General features: G+C 68.2%; 13 protein-coding genes and 1 tRNA gene. 5 read left to right on the top strand and 9 right to left on the bottom strand.

The genetic code is table 11. The features are described 5' to 3' along the window. Positions 1–7 precede the first annotated feature (7 nt). The gene (locus CSW62_RS11830; protein ID WP_099578015.1) at positions 8–1,603 is read right to left on the bottom strand and encodes an ice nucleation protein; all 1,596 of its coding nucleotides are present in this window, start codon (positions 1,601–1,603) and stop codon (positions 8–10) included. 88 nt (positions 1,604–1,691) lie between these two features. Next, positions 1,692–3,017, bottom strand: a complete 1,326-nt coding sequence (locus tag CSW62_RS11825; RefSeq protein WP_099578013.1) for an Hsp70 family protein — start codon at positions 3,015–3,017, stop codon at positions 1,692–1,694. Between the two features lie 222 nt (positions 3,018–3,239). Here CSW62_RS11825 and CSW62_RS11820 point away from each other — a divergent pair, with 222 nt between their 5' ends. Both CSW62_RS11820 and CSW62_RS11815 read left to right on the top strand, forming a co-directional pair. Further along, positions 3,240–5,084: a methyl-accepting chemotaxis protein gene (locus CSW62_RS11820; protein ID WP_099578011.1), complete on the top strand. Its 1,845-nt coding sequence runs from the start codon at positions 3,240–3,242 to the stop codon at positions 5,082–5,084. 55 nt (positions 5,085–5,139) lie between these two features. Next, on the top strand, positions 5,140–6,321 hold the full coding sequence (locus CSW62_RS11815; protein WP_099578009.1) for an NAD(P)/FAD-dependent oxidoreductase: 1,182 nt from the start codon (positions 5,140–5,142) through the stop codon (positions 6,319–6,321). A 133-nt stretch (positions 6,322–6,454) separates the two neighbouring features. On the opposite strand, the gene CSW62_RS11805 is transcribed toward CSW62_RS11815, so the two are convergent. From CSW62_RS11805 to CSW62_RS11795, 3 genes are all read right to left on the bottom strand, one after another. After that, positions 6,455–8,647, bottom strand: a complete 2,193-nt coding sequence (locus CSW62_RS11805) for a DEAD/DEAH box helicase (protein WP_099578007.1) — start codon at positions 8,645–8,647, stop codon at positions 6,455–6,457. A gap of 266 nt (positions 8,648–8,913) precedes the next feature. Next, positions 8,914–9,573, bottom strand: coding sequence for a DsbA family oxidoreductase (locus CSW62_RS11800; protein WP_369827458.1), 660 nt, complete (start codon positions 9,571–9,573; stop codon positions 8,914–8,916). 90 nt (positions 9,574–9,663) lie between these two features. Continuing rightward, entirely contained in the window at positions 9,664–10,989 is a 1,326-nt protein-coding gene (locus CSW62_RS11795; RefSeq protein ID WP_099578005.1) for a diguanylate cyclase domain-containing protein, read from the bottom strand. A gap of 215 nt (positions 10,990–11,204) precedes the next feature. Here CSW62_RS11795 and CSW62_RS11790 point away from each other — a divergent pair, with 215 nt between their 5' ends. Together CSW62_RS11790 and CSW62_RS11785 are read left to right on the top strand one after the other, a co-directional pair. Beyond that, positions 11,205–12,332 carry a CaiB/BaiF CoA-transferase family protein gene (locus tag CSW62_RS11790; protein WP_099578003.1) on the top strand — a complete coding sequence of 376 codons (1,128 nt, stop codon included), beginning with the start codon at positions 11,205–11,207 and terminating at the stop codon, positions 12,330–12,332. A gap of 174 nt (positions 12,333–12,506) precedes the next feature. Further along, complete coding sequence (locus CSW62_RS11785; RefSeq protein ID WP_369827547.1) at positions 12,507–13,472, top strand: YihY/virulence factor BrkB family protein; 966 nt, start codon at positions 12,507–12,509, stop codon at positions 13,470–13,472. On the opposite strand, the gene CSW62_RS11780 is transcribed toward CSW62_RS11785, so the two are convergent. From CSW62_RS11780 to CSW62_RS11765, 4 genes are all read right to left on the bottom strand, one after another. Continuing rightward, on the bottom strand, positions 13,441–13,674 hold the full coding sequence (locus tag CSW62_RS11780) for a sulfurtransferase TusA family protein (RefSeq protein ID WP_099577999.1): 234 nt from the start codon (positions 13,672–13,674) through the stop codon (positions 13,441–13,443). The genes CSW62_RS11785 and CSW62_RS11780 overlap by 32 nt on opposite strands. Beyond that, the gene (locus CSW62_RS11775) at positions 13,667–14,407 is read right to left on the bottom strand and encodes a pseudouridine synthase (RefSeq protein ID WP_099577997.1); all 741 of its coding nucleotides are present in this window, start codon (positions 14,405–14,407) and stop codon (positions 13,667–13,669) included. The genes CSW62_RS11780 and CSW62_RS11775 overlap by 8 nt, the downstream gene beginning before the upstream one ends. Then, positions 14,407–15,315 carry a class I SAM-dependent methyltransferase gene (locus CSW62_RS11770; protein ID WP_099577995.1) on the bottom strand — a complete coding sequence of 303 codons (909 nt, stop codon included), beginning with the start codon at positions 15,313–15,315 and terminating at the stop codon, positions 14,407–14,409. The genes CSW62_RS11775 and CSW62_RS11770 overlap by 1 nt, the downstream gene beginning before the upstream one ends. Before the next feature lie 37 nt (positions 15,316–15,352). After that, a tRNA-Ser gene (locus tag CSW62_RS11765) sits at positions 15,353–15,442 on the bottom strand. 105 nt (positions 15,443–15,547) lie between these two features. On the opposite strand from CSW62_RS11765, the gene CSW62_RS11760 reads away from it, so the two are divergent. Continuing rightward, entirely contained in the window at positions 15,548–16,549 is a 1,002-nt protein-coding gene (locus CSW62_RS11760) for a septal ring lytic transglycosylase RlpA family protein (protein WP_099577993.1), read from the top strand. The last annotated feature ends 54 nt before the right edge of the window (positions 16,550–16,603 follow it).

Here is a 16,603-nt window from a genome sequence, read left to right as displayed (position 1 = left end):
TTCGGACCTAGAGACTGGCGACCTGGGTCGGCGTCAGGGCGCCGACCTGCAGCGGGGTCATGGACGCCAGGTTGGTCGACGACAGCGCCTGTAGCTGGTTCAGGGTCAGGCCTGGGATCTGGGCCGGCAACAGGTAGCTGACCTGGGTCGTGGTCAGTCCCGCGATCACCGTCGTGCCCAACGAACCGATCTGAGTGGAGCTCAGCGACTGGACCTGGGTCACGCTGAATTGGCTGAACTCGACCTGCGAGAAGCTGCGCATCTGATAGGGAGACAGACCCCGCAGTGCGCTGGTCGTCAGGGCTCCGACCTGGGTGCCCGACAGGGCCGACAGGTCGGTGATTGAGATCGCGCCCAGCTGGCCGCTGCTCAGGGCGCGGACCTGGGTGGTCGAGAACTCGGCCATGTCCGTGGTCGAAAGACCGGCCAGCTGGGTCGCGGTCAGTCCGGTGATCTGGGTCGCGCTGATCGTCTGGAAGGCGGTCGCGTCCAGGCCGGACAGATTCTCGGCCGACAACCCGCCGATCTGGCTGGAGCTTAGACTCTGGAACTGGGTGGCCGACAGCTCGGCGAAGTCGGTCGCCGTCAGGCCGGCGATCTGGGTGGCCGCGAGGCCCGCTAGCTGGGTCGAGCTCAGGGCTGCGATCTGAGTGGCCGACAGGGCGTTGAAGTTTTCGGTCGACAGCGCCGACAGCTGGCCCGCCGTGAAACCCGCCACCTGGGTCGGGGTCAGCTTGGTGAAGTCGGTGACGCTCAGCGTCCGGACCTGGGCGGCGGTGAGGCCACCGATCTGGGTGGCCGTCAGGGCGGCGACCTTGGTGGCCGAGAGGCCTGTGAAGCCGCTGCTGGAAAGGCCCGCCAACTGTGTCGCGGTCAGGGCCGAGAACTGGGTGTTGGACAGGGAGTCGGTCTGGGCGCCAGTCAGTCCGGCCAATTGAGCCGCCGAGAAGACGTTGAAGTCCGTGTCGAGGTCGCTGAGTTGATCCAGCGACAGCGATCCGACCTGGGTCGCGGTCAGGCCCTTGAACTGGCTGGTCGTCAAGGCCGCGAACTGCAGGTCGTCCAAGGCCGGGATCAGGGTGGCGGGCAGGGCCGACAGCTGGGTTGGCGACAAGGCCTGCAACTGATCGGGCCACATCTCGCCCAGGTCTTCCAGGCTCATGGCCCCGATCTGCGCCGCCGTCAGGCTTTTGACCTGGGTGGTGTTCAACGCCGTGATCTGGGTGCCGTCCAGGCCCGTGAAGTGCGTGGTGTCCAGCGCGCCGATCTGGGCGGCGCTCAGCTTCTCCAGCCGTTCGGTGTCCAGCTTGGCCAGCTGGGTCGAGGTCAGGGCGTTCAGCTGACCGCCGCTGAACGCCGCCAGTTGCTCGGCGTCGAAGATCAGGTTCGGGGCGAAGGCCGGGATCTGGGTGGCCGTCAGGCCCTTCACGGCGGTGTTCGACAGGGCCGAGACCTGGCTGGCGGACAGGCTGCCCAAGGCCGTGTTCGACAGGGCGGCGACCTGGGTGCTGGCCAGGGTCTCCAGCTTGGTGGTCGAGAGATTGGTGATCGTCGACGCCGACAGAGCGGCGATCTGGGCGGCGGAGAGGTACGAAATCGGCACTGGACTCGTTGCCCCACAAGGTCGCGACGTGAATCGGTCGCGTTAACCTTATGCGAAACGACCCAACACGACCATGCGGCGAGAAAGCCTACTCGGCGCGCATCGTCCAGAGATCCAGATCGTTCTCGCGCCCGATCAGGGCCAGGCCCGAGGCGATCGACTCGAACTCGCCGCCGCTCTCGATCTTTTCGGCTCCGAAGCGGCGCAGGAAGATCTCGCGCACGGCCGGTACGAACGAACTGCCGCCCGTCAGGAAGACGCGGTCGACGCCGGCCTCGGTCAGGTTCGCGCGCTCCAGAGCCTGGCCGACGGCGGTCTCGATGGCGGTCAGTTCCGGGGCGATCCAGCTCTCGAACTCGCTGCGCTGAACCGGCTTCTCGATCTCGACCGAGCCCGCGGCGAAGTGGAACGTCGCTTCCGTCTGGGCCGACAGCGCCTCCTTCAGCGCCGAGACCGACTTGTAGAGAGCGTAGCCGTGATTGCCGTCCAGCACTTCGATCAGGGCGGCGATCTTCTCGGGCTCCACGGCCGTGCGCTCCAGGGCGCGGATGTCGCGCATGTCCTTGGAGGCGCGCAGCAGGGCCAACTGGTCCCAGCGGGCGAAGGCGGCGTAATAGCGTTGCGGGATCGGCAGGCTGTTGGAGAACGACCGGTAGTCCGAGCCCTTGCCCAGCTCCGGCGACACCAGTTGGTCGATGATCCGGTAGTCGAAGGCGTCGCCGGCGATGCCGACGCCCGAGCGCGACAGCGGCGTCGAGCGTAGCGTGCCATCGGCGTCGCGCTCGAAGCGGACCAGCGAGAAGTCGCTCGTGCCGCCGCCGAAGTCTGCCACCAGCACCGTGGCGTCCTCCGTCAGCTGACGGGCGAAGAAGAAGGCCGCGCCGACCGGCTCGTACGCATAGCGGATATCGGTGAAGCCCAGGCGCTTGAACGCCTCTTCATAGCGCGTCAGGGCCAGGGTCTCGTTCGGCGAGCTGCCGGCGAAGGTCACCGGACGGCCGACGATGACGCGCGGGGGCAGGGCGTCCAGCTGACCCGCGGCATGCTCCTGCAGGCGCAGCAGGAAGGCGGCCAGCAGGTCCTCGAACAGGTAGCGCTTGTTCAGGATCCGCGTCTCGGTGAAGGCTTGCGAGGCGGCGAAGGTCTTGAACGACTGGATGAAGCGCGTCTCCAGCGGATCTTCCAGATAGGACTCGATGGCCCACGGGCCGGCCTCGACCACGCGCTCGTTCACCGCGCCGTTCTGGCCCTGGACGCTGTGGAAGCTCAGCGCCGAGCGGAAGGCGAACAGCTCCCGATTGTCGATCGAGAAGCGGACCAGGTGCGCGTGATCGTCGCCGCGCGTCAGCGAGACGACGGTATTGGTGGTGCCAAAGTCGACGCCAATGGTCGGCGCAGCTGGAGCGGCCGTCATGGGATGGCTCGATGTTGTCGGTCGGGAGGGGCGTGCGTCGTAGCGCCTCTCGCGAGAAGGTCAAGCGGTCTGGGCCCTTTTAAGCGCTCATTTACGGTCTGCGCCGGACTCTCGCGCGCAATTGAGCCGGCGCATTACGATTCGCCTGACACCGGTGTCTGCAGGGAACGGAATAACTCAGGCGACGCCGTGTAGTGGTGTCGGGAGGAGTGGGGAAACGCCGTGAAGCTCGACGACCTGAAGATCTCCTCCAAGGTTCTGTTGCCCGCCGCCGTGCTGGCGGCCGCCACGCTGGCCTGCGCCGGCCTGGGCGTCTGGCAGCAGAAGCGCGCCGAGGCCGCCACCGAGCAGCTGGTCAAGCATCGCTCGCCCGCCGAGGTGCAATCGGCCCGTTTCCTGCGCCGGATCAGCATGATGGGCTACGCGGCCCATCGGACGGCGACCTACGAGGGTGCGTCAGCGCAGGCCGCCGCGGCGTCCAAGGAGCTCGACAAGGTCTATGGCGAGGGCAAGGAGAGCCTCGACAAGATCGCCGCCGCCGATCCGACGACCGCCGACTACACGGCCGGGATGAAGGCCAAGCTGGACGCGGCCTATCTCGACGCCCGGTCCGCCGCCGATCTGGCCCTGAAGAACGACGACGCCGGCGCCGTCAGCGGCCTGACCCGGGTCGATCCGGCCATCGACGCCATGGCCAAGGAAGGCAAGGCCTGGGGCGACGTCTACAACAAGCAGACGGCGGTCATGGTCGAGACGGCCGGCAAGTCGGCGGCCGCCGGCTCGTGGCTGACCCTGCTGTTCGGCCTGGGCGCTGCGGCCTGCGGCATGCTGTTCGCCCTGTGGATCGGTTCGTCGAAGATTTCGCGCCCACTGCGGTCGCTGTCGCGCGGCATGACCGATCTGGCGGACGGTAGTCTGGACGTCGAGGTGGTGGGGGCCGGGCGCAAGGACGAGGTCGGGCTGATGGCCCGCGCCGTCCAGGTGTTCAAGGACAACGCCGTGGCCTTGCGCTCCTCGGAAGCCGAACAGGCCCGGATCTCGGCCGCCAGCGACAGTGAGCGAGCCCGTAGCGAGGCGGTCTCCTCGGCCGCGGCCAAGGACCAGGCCTTCGCCATGGAGCGGCTGGCCAACGCCCTGTCCCGCTTGTCGGGCGGCGACCTGACGGTCCGCCTCACGGACGCCTTCCCGCGAGGCTATGAAGCCATCCGCGACGACTTCAACGCCGCCATCGCCCAACTGGACGAAGCCATGGGCGGCATTGTCGCCGTGGCCGGGACCGTCGGCGGCAGCGCCGACGAGATCGCCGCCGCCGCCGACAACACCGCCCGCCGCAGCGAGCAACAGGCCGCCAGCCTGGAAGAGACCGCCGCGGCCCTTGACGAGATCACCGCCACCGTCCGCCGCGCCTCGCAGGGCGCCGGTGAGGCCAGCCGCGTGGTCACCTCCACCCGTTCGGACGCCGCGCGCTCGGGCGAGGTCGTGCGCGGCGCGGTCGCGGCCATGACCGGCATCGAGAAGTCCTCCACCCAGATCGGCAATATCGTCGGCGTCATCGACGAGATCGCCTTCCAGACCAACTTGCTGGCGCTGAACGCCGGGGTTGAAGCGGCCCGCGCAGGCGAAAGCGGCCGGGGCTTCGCGGTCGTCGCCCAGGAGGTCCGGGCCTTGGCCCAGCGTTCGGCGGATGCGGCCAAGGAGATCAAGACCCTGATCAGCGCCTCGACCGCCCAGGTCGACGAGGGCGTGCGGCTGGTCGGCCAGACCGGCGAAGCCCTGGACGGCATCGTGCTGAAGGTCGGCGAGATCGACGCCCTGGTGTCCGAACTGGCGGCCTCCGCCCGGGAACAGGCAACGGGCCTCAGCGCGGTCAACACCGCCGTCAACCAGATGGACCAGGGCGTTCAGCAGAACGCGGCCATGGTCGAGCAGGCCACCGCCGTCAGCCACGCGCTGAAGAGCGACATCAGCGGGCTCGTGCGCATGATCGGCCGCTTCGAGGTCAGCGCGAAGACGGCGCCGCAGCGCCAACAGGCGGGTTCGCGGCCGGGCTATCGTCACGCGGGCTGATTGACTCCGCCGTCAGGCTCCGGTCGAAGAGGCCGGAGCAAGTAGCGGGAAGACCTTGGAAAACTTCGACGTCCTGGTGATCGGCGCAGGCGCGGCCGGCATGATGTGCGCCATCGAGGCCGGCAAGCGCGGGCGCTCGGTGCTGGTCATTGACCATGCTAAGGCCCCCGGCGAGAAGATCCGCATCAGCGGCGGCGGGCGGTGCAACTTCACCAACACCGGCGCGTCGATCCATAATTTCCTGTCGGCCAACCCGAAGTTCGCCCTGTCGGCCCTGCGCCGCTATCGGCCCAAGGACTTTATCGCGCTCGTCGAGCGGTACGGCATCGCCTACCACGAGAAGACGTTGGGGCAGTTGTTCTGCGACGGCTCGGCCAGGCAGATCATCGACATGCTGCTGACCGAGATGAAGGCCGCCGGCGTCAAGCTGCGGCTGGAAACGAGCTTCCAAGACGTGGCCAAGACCGAAACCGGTTTCGAGGTTGAACTGTCTTCCGGCGCGGTGTGCTGCGCGTCGCTTGTGGTGGCGTGCGGCGGCAAGTCGATCCCGAAGATGGGCGCGACGGGCCTGGGCTACGAGATCGCCAAGCAGTTCGGGCTGAACATCGTCGAGACTCGTCCGGCTCTGGTGCCGCTGACCTTCGAGGCCGGCATACTGGCGCGGCTGACCCCATTGTCGGGCGTGGCGCTGGACGCCGTGGTCGCCCACGGCAAGACCAAGTTCCGCGAAGGGATGCTGTTTACCCATCGAGGCCTGTCCGGCCCCTCGATCCTGCAGATATCGTCCTACTGGCGCGAGGGCGACGAGGTCCGGATCGACATGGCGCCGGGCGTCGACGCCCTGGCGGCGCTGAAGGCGGCCCGCACGGCCTCGCCGCGTCAGGCGGTGGCGACGGTGCTCGCGACCCTTCTGCCTAAACGTGTCGCGCAGTTGATCGCCGAGGACGAGGAGGGAGCGAAAGGAAACATCGCCGACTGTTCCGACAAGGTGCTGGGCCGGCTGGCCGCGGCGGTCAACGCCTGGATCTTCAAGCCGGTGGGCTCGGAAGGCTATCGCACGGCGGAAGTGACGCTGGGCGGCGTGGATACGGACGAACTCGACTCGCGGACACTGGAGACCAAGGCCGTGCCCGGGCTCTATTTCGTCGGCGAGGTCGTCGACGTGACCGGCTGGCTGGGCGGCTATAACTTCCAGTGGGCCTGGGCGTCCGGCTGGTCGGCGGGGCAGGCCGCATAAGAAAAATCCTCCCCCGCGATTCGGGGGAGGTGGCCCAGAGGGCCGGAGGGGGCTAGCTGGACGCATGCCGCGTTCGCCCCCTCAGTCGCTCCGCGACAGCTCCCCTGCATAGCGGGGGAGCATCTAACGAAAACTACTTCTTCTTGAACGGCTTGCCGGCCGGCTTGCCGTCGAAGCTCTTGGCCTTGAAGGGCTTGGGACCCTTGAAAGGCTTACCGGCGCCCGCGTCGTCGCGCTTACCGGCATAGGGCTTGGGCGTGTACGGCTTGGCGCCGGCGGCATTGTCGCCAAACGCCTTCTTGAAGGGCTTCTTCGGACCATCGCCGTCCGGACGCGGAGCGCGCTTGAATTCGCGCGGCGCATCCGTGCCAGCTTCGGCGCGCGGCTTGTAGGCGCGCTTGGGGCTGTCGGAATCCTGCGGCGAATACGGACGCGGCGCTTCATCACGCGGCGCGCGCGGTTTGAAGTCGCGCGGGGCGTCATCGCCACGCGGAGCGCGGGGCTTGAACTCGCGAGGCTTGTAGTCACCCTTCGGCTCTTCGCCACGGCCGTACGGCTTGGCGTTGCTGACGCCGTCGTCGCCGTAGCTGGACGGGCGCGGCTTGTACTCGCGCGGAGCGTCGTTGTCACGAGGCGGACGCGGCGCATATTCGCGGCGCGGACCGGCTTCGCGCGCGGCCGGCGCGGCCGTCGGGGTGATCGAGACGTCTTCGCGCACCGTCTGCTGGACCGCTGCGCCGAACTTGACGGCCGCCTCGGCCGAGATCTCGAACTTGGTGTCGTAGTCGAAGATCCGGATCGAGCCGATGTCCTTCTTGGTGATGTGGCCCAGACGGCAGATCAGCGGGATGAGCCACTTGGGGTCGGCGTTGTTGCGGCGGCCGGTGTTGAGGCGGAACCACGCCGAACCGTCCATGCTGACGCGCTCGGAGCGTTCACCGAAATCGCGTTCGCCGCCGAATTCGCGAGGCTCACGCGGTTCGCGGCCGCGCGGGCCCGGATCGGCGCCGTGGCGCGGATCGTCATAGATCTCTTCCGGGGCCGGCAGCTTGGCGCGGCGGGTGCGGATCAGGGCCGCTGCGATTTCCAGCGGTGTGCGCTTGGCCAGCATGGCCTCGGCCAGGGCGGTGTCTTCTTCCACCGCTGGCTCGTCGAAGATCGGGTCGTCGAGCAGACGCTCGGTGTCCTTGACGCGGATCTCGTCGGCGGTCGGGGCGCCGCCCCAATGGCCTTCGACGCCAGCGGCCATCAGTAGCTGCTCGGCCTTACGGCGGCGGGTGTAGGGGACGACCAGGGCGCTGACGCCCTTCTTGCCGGCCCGGCCGGTGCGGCCCGAGCGGTGCAGCAGGGTGGCCTTGTTGACCGGCAGTTCGGCGTGGATGACCAAGCCCAGGTCCGGAAGGTCCAGGCCACGGGCGGCGACGTCGGTGGCGACGCAGACGCGGGCGTGGCCGTCCCGCAGGGCTTGAAGGGCGTCGGCGCGTTCGCGCTGGGAGAGTTCGCCCGACAGACCGACAACGTCGAAGCCGCGCTCGCGCAGCTTGCTGTGCATGGCGCGAACGCTTTCGCGGGTGTTGCAGAACACCAGCGCGCCCGGGCTTTCGAAGAAGCGCAGCAGGTTGACGACCGCGTGCTCAACCTCGTTGGGCGCGACGCGGACGGCGCGATATTCGATGTCGCGGTGCGGTTCGTTGCGGCCGACGGTGTCGATGCGGACGGCGTCGTTCTGGTAGTTCTTCGCCAGTTGCACGATCTCGCGCGCCAGGGTGGCCGAGAACAGCAGGGTGCGGCGCTCGGCCGGGGCGGCGTCGAGGATGAACTCGAGATCTTCGCGGAAGCCCATGTCGAGCATCTCGTCGGCTTCGTCGAGGACGGCGACCTTAAGCTCCGACAGGTCCAGGTGGCCGCGCTCGATGTGGTCGCGCAGGCGGCCAGGCGTGCCGACCACGATGTGGGCGCCGTAGTTCAGGGCGCGCTGCTCGCGACGGGCGTCCATGCCGCCGACGCAGTTGACCACCACGGCCATAGCCTGGGCGTAAAGCCAGGTCAGCTCGCGATTGACCTGGATGGCCAGTTCGCGGGTCGGGGCGATGACCAGGCACAGCGGGGCGCCGGCGCGGCCGAGAATCTCTTCGTCACCCAGCAGGGTGGGGGCGGCGGCCAGGCCGAAGGCCACGGTCTTGCCCGAGCCGGTCTGGGCGCTGACCAGCAGGTCGCGGCCTTCGGCGTCGGCTTCCAGCACGGCGGCCTGGACGGGGGTGGGCTCGGCATAGCCTTGCGCGGCGAGAGCCCGCTCGAGAGCGGGGTGGGAGGCGGGGAAGGGCATCTAGGTCCAGTTCATTTGCGGCCGCGCACACAAAAACGCGCGGCTCGCGCCAATGACCAAATCGGACCCCTGAAGCCAGTAACGCTTCCCTTGGACCGCTTATTGGTCGAATTCCAACGAAAATAGCCTCGTTTCGCCGCCGAGACGATGCTCGGGCGGAGAAACGAGGCTTGATGAGCGGCCTTATGCGCCTGTTGCGGCGCCAAAAGCAAGCGTCGTGAAGTTGTGTGGCCTTTGAGGCCGAGCTGGCTGGTCGGCGCGCCCGATCAGGACGCCGAAGCCAGGGCCTGGTCGATTGCCTGGGTGATGCGTTCCGGAGACTCCGCTCCGACGACGGCGACCTTGCCCGCGAAGATGGCGAACGGCACGCCCGTGACGCCGCCTTGGACGGCCATGGCGTGCTCGCGGGCCACGGCCTCCTTGTCGGCGCCTTCCGACAGCAGTTGCAGCACCACCAGGCGCTCCATGCCGGCGGCTTCGGCGATGTCGCCCAGCACCATCGGGTCGCCGATGTCGAGGCCGTCGGTGAAATAGGCCTTGAACAGCGCCTCGACGACCTCGTCCTGCGCGCCGGCCGTCAGGGCCCAGCGGATCAGGCGATGGGCGGCGTTGGTGTTGGGCGAGAATTCGATCGCCTCGAAGTCGAAGCGGATGCCCTCCTCGGCGCCGCCCTCGACCAGGGCCGCGTGGACGGCCTTCAGCTTCTCGGGGTCCCGGAACTTGCTGGCCATGTACTGTTTGCGGTCGACACCTTCCTCGGGAAGGGTCGGGTCCAGTTGGTAGGGCCGCCAGATCAGCTTGGCCTCGACGTCGGGGCGCAGGGCCAGGGCCGACTTCAGGCGTCTCCAGCCGAGATAGCACCAGGGGCAGACAACGTCGGCGACGACGTCGATGATCAGCGGGGCTGTCTGAGGCTGCTGGGCCACGGCGTACTCCTCGGGAACTGTTGTCCGCTACAGGACAGGTTCCATATAGGAGCTGCCGTTACGGCGCCCAATCTTAGCTTCGACTTTGGCTCAGCTGGCTTCGCGGCGCAGGGCGTTGGCGGCGGCGCGCTCGAGGGTCCGGACGGCGCCTTCGCCTTGCTGGACCTCGGCCACCCCGATGTCGAATTCGCAGACGAACGGCGGGCGATCCTCGCCGGCGTCGAAGGCGGTGCAGCCGATTACGGCGGCGATCCGTTCCGCGGCGGCCTTAGCCGCGCCCAGATTGGTCGCCGGCAAGGCCAGGGCGAAGACTTCGGTCGCCAGGCGGGCCGAGGTGTCCTCGACGCGGACCAGGCGGCCGATCATAGACCCGATCTGCGGGATGGCGCGGTCCAGCCAGCCGTTCTGGCGAGCCCAGACGGTCTCGGGCTTGTCGGCGACGCGCAGCACGCAGATCGACAAAGGCCGGGCGCGCTCGATCGCGGCCTTGGCCAGGCGCGCCAGGTGGGCGGCGAACAGGTCGCGGGTGAAGAGGCCGGTGGCGGCGTCCATCAAGCCCGAGCTGCGGGCCTTTTCCAGCGCGCCGCGGATCGACTCGCCGCGCCGGTAGCTGCGGGCCAGCTCCATGACGCGCAGGGCCGTCTCGATCTCGGGCGTTTCGGGCGAGGCCACATCGGACACGCCGCGATGGAACGCCTCGGACATGGTCACATAGCTCTCGGCCTTCAGATAGAGCAGGGCCGGGATGTGGAAGAGGCGGGTGTTGCGGCGCATGCCGGCCGCGATCGACAGCGCTTCCTGCTGGCTGTCGCCGGCCCAGAGCACCACCGAGTCGAAGGCCCGCTCGTGCAGGTAGTCGAAGGCCGTGTAGGCGGTGAAAGCGCCGACCACCTCCGCTCCACTCGCTTGTAGGGCGTTGGACAGGGCCAGGAACTGCGGGGCCGGTTCGCCCACCGCCAGGATCCGAACCGGCGTGTCCGGGGGCTCGGGCAGATCGAGGCGCCGGCCGCGCTCGCCGAAGGTCTCCAGGCGCAGCTCGAACTCTTCCTCGGCGATCGCCGTCCGCACCAGGCTCTCCAGGCGCAGGGCAGCCTGGGACGGGTGCAGCGGCGGCGAGAGGGTCAGGTCGAAGGCCTGATTGCGATAATCGCCGTCCGGGTCGCCGATGGCGATGACCGGCAGACGGCGGGGGGCCACGGCGGCCTTCAGCCGGCGCGCCAGGGTCTGGGTCTCGGGACCGGCGCTGGCCAGGTCGACGATGACCGCCTCGATCGGCAGGTCGCCCAAAGCGGCGAGGGCGGCATAGGGGCCGCGGGCGGTGATCGTGCGCCAGCCCAACCGGTCCAGCCCTTCGGCCAGCGGTCCGGCGCGAACATCGTCGCGCGCCACGATCAGGATCCGGGCGTCAACCGCCAAACCAACCTCCGCCCGAAATCTCATGGGGGCCGCCCACAACGGCCCTGAGATTCGACGCTGCAACATAGCAGAGGCTTTGCGCGGTCAAAGCTCCGGAACGCCGCAGGCGGGGGGTAATCGACGCCCGTTCTCATGGGGGCTTGCCTGACCGAACGTCAGGGTCGTTCTAGTGATCGAAACCGGCCGCGTTCGTAGAGCCGATAGGGAGATCGATCATGGGCCAGGGGCCGCTTTCGGGACTGAAGATCGTCGAGTTCGCCGGCATCGGTCCGGGACCGTTCTGCGGCATGCTGCTGTCGGATCTCGGCGCGGACGTGGTGCGGATCGACCGCAAGGGCCAGGGGCGCGGCTCGCCGGCCGATGTCACGGCGCGCGGCCGCCGTTCCGTGGCGTTGGATCTCAAGCATCCCGAGGCGATCGAGACCTGCCTGAAGCTGCTGGAAAGCGCCGACGGCCTGATCGAGGGCTTCCGACCGGGGGTCATGGAGCGCCTGGGTCTTGGGCCCGACGTGGCTCTGGCTCGCAACCCAAAGCTCGTTTACGGCCGCATGACAGGCTGGGGCCAGACGGGGCCCTACGCCAAGGCCGCCGGCCACGACATGAACTACATCGCCATCACCGGGGCCTTGGCCGCGATCGGGACGCGCGACAAGCCCGTGCCGCCGCTGAACCTGGTCGGGGACTTCGGGGGCGGGGCGCTATATCTCGCCTTCGGCCTGCTGGCTGGGGTGATCCACGCCCGCGCGACGGGGCAGGGCCAGGTGATCGACTGCGCCATGAGCGACGGCGCGGCTTCGCTGATGGCCATGTTCTATGGCTTCAAGGCCGGCGGCATGTGGAACGAAGGTCGGCGAGCCAACCTACTCGACGGCGGCGCGCACTTCTATGACACCTATGAATGCGCCGACGGCAAGTGGATCTCGATCGGCTCGATCGAGCCGCAGTTCTACCTGCTGCTGCTGGAGAAGACCGGGATTTCCGACCCGCAGTTCCAGCATCAGATGAGCCGCGAGGAGTGGCCGGAACTGCGTGAGAAGCTGGCGGCCGTCATCAAGACCAAGTCCCGCGACGACTGGTGCGCGATCATGGACGCCACGGACGTCTGTTTCGCTCCCGTCCTGACCATGGACGAGGCGCCCCGTCACGCGCACAACGCCGCCCGCGAGACCTTTGTCGAGGTCGCCGGCGTCGTCCAGCCCGCGCCCGCCCCGCGCTTCTCGGCCACGCCGGGCGTCATCCAAGGACCGCCGCCGAAGATCGGCGCCCACAATGACGAGGCCCTGGCCGACTGGGGATTCTCGGCCGACGCCATCGCGGGGTTGAAGGCGGCCGGAGCCCTCTGAAACCTGCTGATCGCGTTCAGGTGCGGTTCAGGCGCGAAGCCCCAGATTGCGTGTGTCGACCGGCCGTCGCGCCATCCGTCCCTCGATGCGGCGGTCGGTTCACAGGTACTTCCTGCGGAGACGCGTCGCCTTCCCCTAGGCGGCGCGTCTTTGACTCTGGAGGCCCGCATCGCCATGGTCCGCCGGATGCAAGATCCGCAGCACCAAATTCGTTGGCGCGACCTTCAGCTTGATCCGATCCACTGGGTTCGTGAAATCCTCCGCGTTCTGGGCTTGGCCCTGTCGCGCCTGTGGGGCCGCGACGTCATGCTGTACGTCGGTGGCGTCTCGTTTTTCGCGCTGCTGGCCGTGTTTCCCGGACTGGCGATTCTGATCGGCCTCTACAGCTTCTTCCTGACGCCCGAGAGCGCCGCGCGCCAGGCGACCAAGCTGGCCGAACTGATTCCCTCCGGGGCCCGCTCGATGTTCCAGGACGAGCTTTCGCGCCTGGCCCACGCGCCCGGCCAGACCATTTCGCTGCAGAGCGGTGTCGTGCTGGTCGTCGGCGCCTATGCCGCCCATCGCGGCTTCAAGGCGCTGCTGGCGGGGCTATCGTTCATCCACGACGAGGAGGACCAGCGTGGCTTCTTCGGGTTCAACCTGATGGCGTTGCTGGTGTTGATGGCTGCTTTTGGCCTGCTGTTCTTCATGTCCGGCGTGTTCCTGACCCTGCGCCTGCTGGGCTCGGCCATGGATCTGAAGCCGCTGGCCGGGGTCTCGTGGATCCAGTCGGAATGGACCTGGGCCAGCTTCGGCATCGTGGTCGGGATGAGCCTTGTCTACCGCTACGCCATGTCGCGCGAGGTGGTCGGCTGGCGCGCTTCGATCTCGGGCGGCGTCGCGGCGGCGGCCCTCTGCGTGTTCATGTCGTGGGCCAGCGCCTTCTATGTCGAGAAGATTGTCCACCTGGGCGCGACCTACGGCTCGATCTCGGCGGTGATCATCTTCCTGATCTGGCTGTCGTGGAGCGTGAACGCCATCTTCTTCGGCGGGGCCCTGGCCACCGAGGTCGAGATCGCCCTGGACGAACGCCCGCGCGCCCTCCTGGAAGGGCCAAGGGCGATCCCCCTTAAGACGCCTTCTGAACTCGAAAACGGATGACGCCGCCGTCCTGGTCGGTGATCTCCAGCACGGTCGCGCCGATCTGAGCGGCGAAGTGCGGGACGTCGATCCGGGCCATCGGATCGGTGGCCAGCAGGACAAGTTCAGCGCCCGGCGCGGCGGTCTCGTGGGCCTTGCGCAGCTTCAGTGTGGGCACTGGGCAGTGATGGCCGCGGGCGTCGACCAGGATCGGATCAGCCATGGGCGAACACCGACTCGGCTTCGTCGGCCGGCAGGATGCGATATTGGCCAGGCTCCAGGTCGGCGGGCAGGGTGAGACCGCCGATCCGCTCGCGGTGCAGCGTGACCACGTGGTTGCCGACGGCGGCGAACATCCGGCGAACCTGGTGATAGCGGCCCTCGGTGATGGTCAGCCGGGCGGTCTTGTCGTCGACGACGTCGAGCTGGGCCGGCAACAGCGGCTTGTCCTCGCCCTCCAGCATCAGCGTGCCGGCGGCGAAGACCTCGCCCTCCGAGCCGGCCAGCGGTCGGTCAAGCTTAGCCAGATAGGTCTTGGGCACATGCCGCTTGGGCGAGATCACCCGGTGCAGAAAGTCGCCGTCGTCGGTGATCAGGATCAGGCCGCTGGTGTCCTTGTCCAGGCGCCCGACGGTCGACAGGGCCGGGTCCCGCACCCGCCAGCGGCGCGGCAGCAGGTCGTAGATCTTTTCGCCGTCTTCCTTGTGCGAGCAGGTCACGCCCAGCGGCTTGTGCATCAGCAGCACCAGCGGAGCCGGCGGGTCGACGGCGACGCCGCGAATGGTCATGCGCTCAGGCAGGTTAGCGTCGACGGCGACGCGAAGGCCGGCGTCCTTCAGGACCTTGCCGTCCAGCACGACCTTGCCGCTGGCGACCAGGGCCTGGACCTCCTTGCGACTGCCGTAGCCGAGGTTGGCCAACAGCCGGTCCAGCCGGGCCATGAGGGCCTTGCTCATTACTTGCGGGCCTCGAAGACCTTGTAGCCGCCGCCCTCGGCGGCCAGCCGGACCTTGGCGAAGCTCTCGCCGAGGATCGCCTCGTAGGGCAGATGGCGATTGGCCACGATCCACAGCAGGCCGCCCTTGCGCAGGGCGCCGGCGGCCGAGGCGATGAAGGCCTGGCCCAAGGTCTTGTCCTCACCGCCGCCCTCGTGGAACGGGGGGTTGCTGACGATGAAGTCCAGATCCGTCAATGCGGTCTGACGGACGTCGCCCCAGACGAAGTCGGCGCGCGGATCGGCGACGTTGCGGCGGGCGGCGTCCAGCGCCCGGCGATCCAGCTCGACCAGGGTCAGCTTGGTGACCTTGGGCTCGGCCAGGACGTTGAGGGCGAGGAGACCGATGCCCGCGCCGAAATCGGCGCCGGTCCCGGCGAACGGCGGCAGGACCTGGAGCAGGGCGTTGGTGCCGGCGTCCAGGCGGTCCCAGCTGAACACGCCGGGCTGGGTCCACAGGCCGTTCTCTGAAATCTGACGCGGCGCTCCGGCGGCGATGGCCTCGGCCAGGCCTTTTATCACGGCGGGGCGGACCACGAGGCAGATGCGGTTGTGGCGACGGGCGCTCTCGCCGACCTCGCAGCCCAGAGCCTCGAGTTCCTTCTTCAGGCGCAGGCCGCCGCGATCCTTCGGCGCGAAGGCGGTCATGCGGCCGCCCTGGGCCAGGACGCGCAACGCCTGGGCGAGGACAAATCGTCGCTCCACCGCGCCGGCGGGCGCGCGGACGGTCACGGCGGCGAAGGATTCGTCCGCCACCGAGGCGATGTCGCCGGTGCCGACGACCAGCGGCGACAGCTGTACGGCGTCCGCCGCGGACGGCGCCAGGTCATGATCGGCTTGGCCATAGATCGCGGTATTGGAAGCCGACATGCTTGTCCTGAAAGGGTTTTCCGGTCGCCAAGAGCTCTGGCGGGCAGGGTGGGATTCGAACCCACGGTAGACTTTCACCTACGGCGGTTTTCAAGACCGCTGCCTTAAACCACTCGGCCACCTGCCCGGAGCAGGCGGCTATATCAGCGCGTCGGCGCCTTAACCAGACTTCAAAACAAAGCGGCGATGATGTGCGCTCGGAAGGGATGCTACCCGCCTGGACGACCATCGGATGAACCAGCGTATCGATCAGGTTTGGCGAATTGCGCGCAACCTGGGCCTGATGGCCCTGGCGGCCGTGAGCCTCGCCGCCTGCGCCACGCCGAAATACGATCTAGGCAAGTCCGGCTACACGGCCAGCGCCCGCAACGAGACCTCGCGCGGTTCGTCGCCGCGCTCCGGCTCGACGGTCGGCCGCGACGGCAAGCCGTTGCGCGGCACCGAAAAGCCCTATCAGATCAACGGTGTCTGGTACTATCCGCGCCAGGACAAGGACTACAACGTCGTCGGCGTTGGTTCGTGGTACGGCGCGCAGTTCCACAACCGCCGCACGTCAAACGGCGAAGTCTTCGACATGGACATCCCGTCGGCGGCCCATAAGACCCTGCCTCTGCCGAGCCTGGTCGAGGTGACCAATCTCGACAACGGCAAGAAGATGATCGTGCGGGTCAACGACCGCGGGCCGTTCGTCGGCGATCGCGTCATCGACCTGTCCAAGGCCGCTGCTCAACAGCTAGGCTATTACCGTCAGGGCGTCGCCCGCGTGCGGGTGAAATATGTCGGCCCGGCCCCCAAGAACGCCTTCGATGGCCCGCGCCAGTACGCCGTCACCCAGACCGCGCCGCCGCCTCCGCCGCGCGAGCGCAGCTTCGACGATATCCAGGAACCGACCCAGCGCGTGCAGGTCATCCCGTCGCGCGAGCCCGATCCGGACTGGAGCGCGCCCGTCCCGCAGTCGGCCCCGCCGATCAATCCGCCCGATCGCGTCTATGCCTCGGCTAGCAGGTCCGGTTTCCGGGTCCAGGCCGGCTCGTTCTCCAGCCGCGAGAACGCCGAGAAGGCCGTGCGCCAGCTTTCGGGCGCGGGTGAGGCGAAGATCGACGCCATCGAGCGGGCCAGCGGCACGCTTTACCGCGTCACCGTGTCGGCCGGTCCGAACGAGGGCGAGGCCTGGAGCCTGCGCCAGCGGGTCGAGTCGCTGGGCTATCAGGGCGCGACGGTTCTTCGTCCGTAACGAGGGGCCGCAACCACCTCTGGACAAGCCCTGGAAACCGGTCGAATGAGGCCG

Source organism: Caulobacter sp. FWC2, assembly GCF_002742625.1.
Classification (GTDB): domain Bacteria; phylum Pseudomonadota; class Alphaproteobacteria; order Caulobacterales; family Caulobacteraceae; genus Caulobacter.
Note: the sequence above shows the minus strand (reverse complement) of the source record. Positions and strands in the feature narration are given on the sequence as shown.

Bases quoted from the DNA above. Each gene is read 5' to 3' on its own strand.
- CSW62_RS11790 (WP_099578003.1), top strand. From the start codon at position 11,205: ATGGGCCAGGGGCCGCTTTCGGGACTGAAGATCGTCGAGTTCGCCGGC.
- CSW62_RS11760 (WP_099577993.1), top strand. From the start codon at position 15,548: ATGAACCAGCGTATCGATCAGGTTTGGCGAATTGCGCGCAACCTGGGC.
- CSW62_RS11785 (WP_369827547.1), top strand. From the start codon at position 12,507: ATGGTCCGCCGGATGCAAGATCCGCAGCACCAAATTCGTTGGCGCGAC.
- CSW62_RS11825 (WP_099578013.1), bottom strand. From the start codon at position 3,017: ATGACGGCCGCTCCAGCTGCGCCGACCATTGGCGTCGACTTTGGCACC.
- CSW62_RS11780 (WP_099577999.1), bottom strand. From the start codon at position 13,674: ATGGCTGATCCGATCCTGGTCGACGCCCGCGGCCATCACTGCCCAGTG.
- CSW62_RS11775 (WP_099577997.1), bottom strand. From the start codon at position 14,407: ATGAGCAAGGCCCTCATGGCCCGGCTGGACCGGCTGTTGGCCAACCTC.
- CSW62_RS11770 (WP_099577995.1), bottom strand. From the start codon at position 15,315: ATGTCGGCTTCCAATACCGCGATCTATGGCCAAGCCGATCATGACCTG.
- CSW62_RS11805 (WP_099578007.1), bottom strand. From the start codon at position 8,647: ATGCCCTTCCCCGCCTCCCACCCCGCTCTCGAGCGGGCTCTCGCCGCG.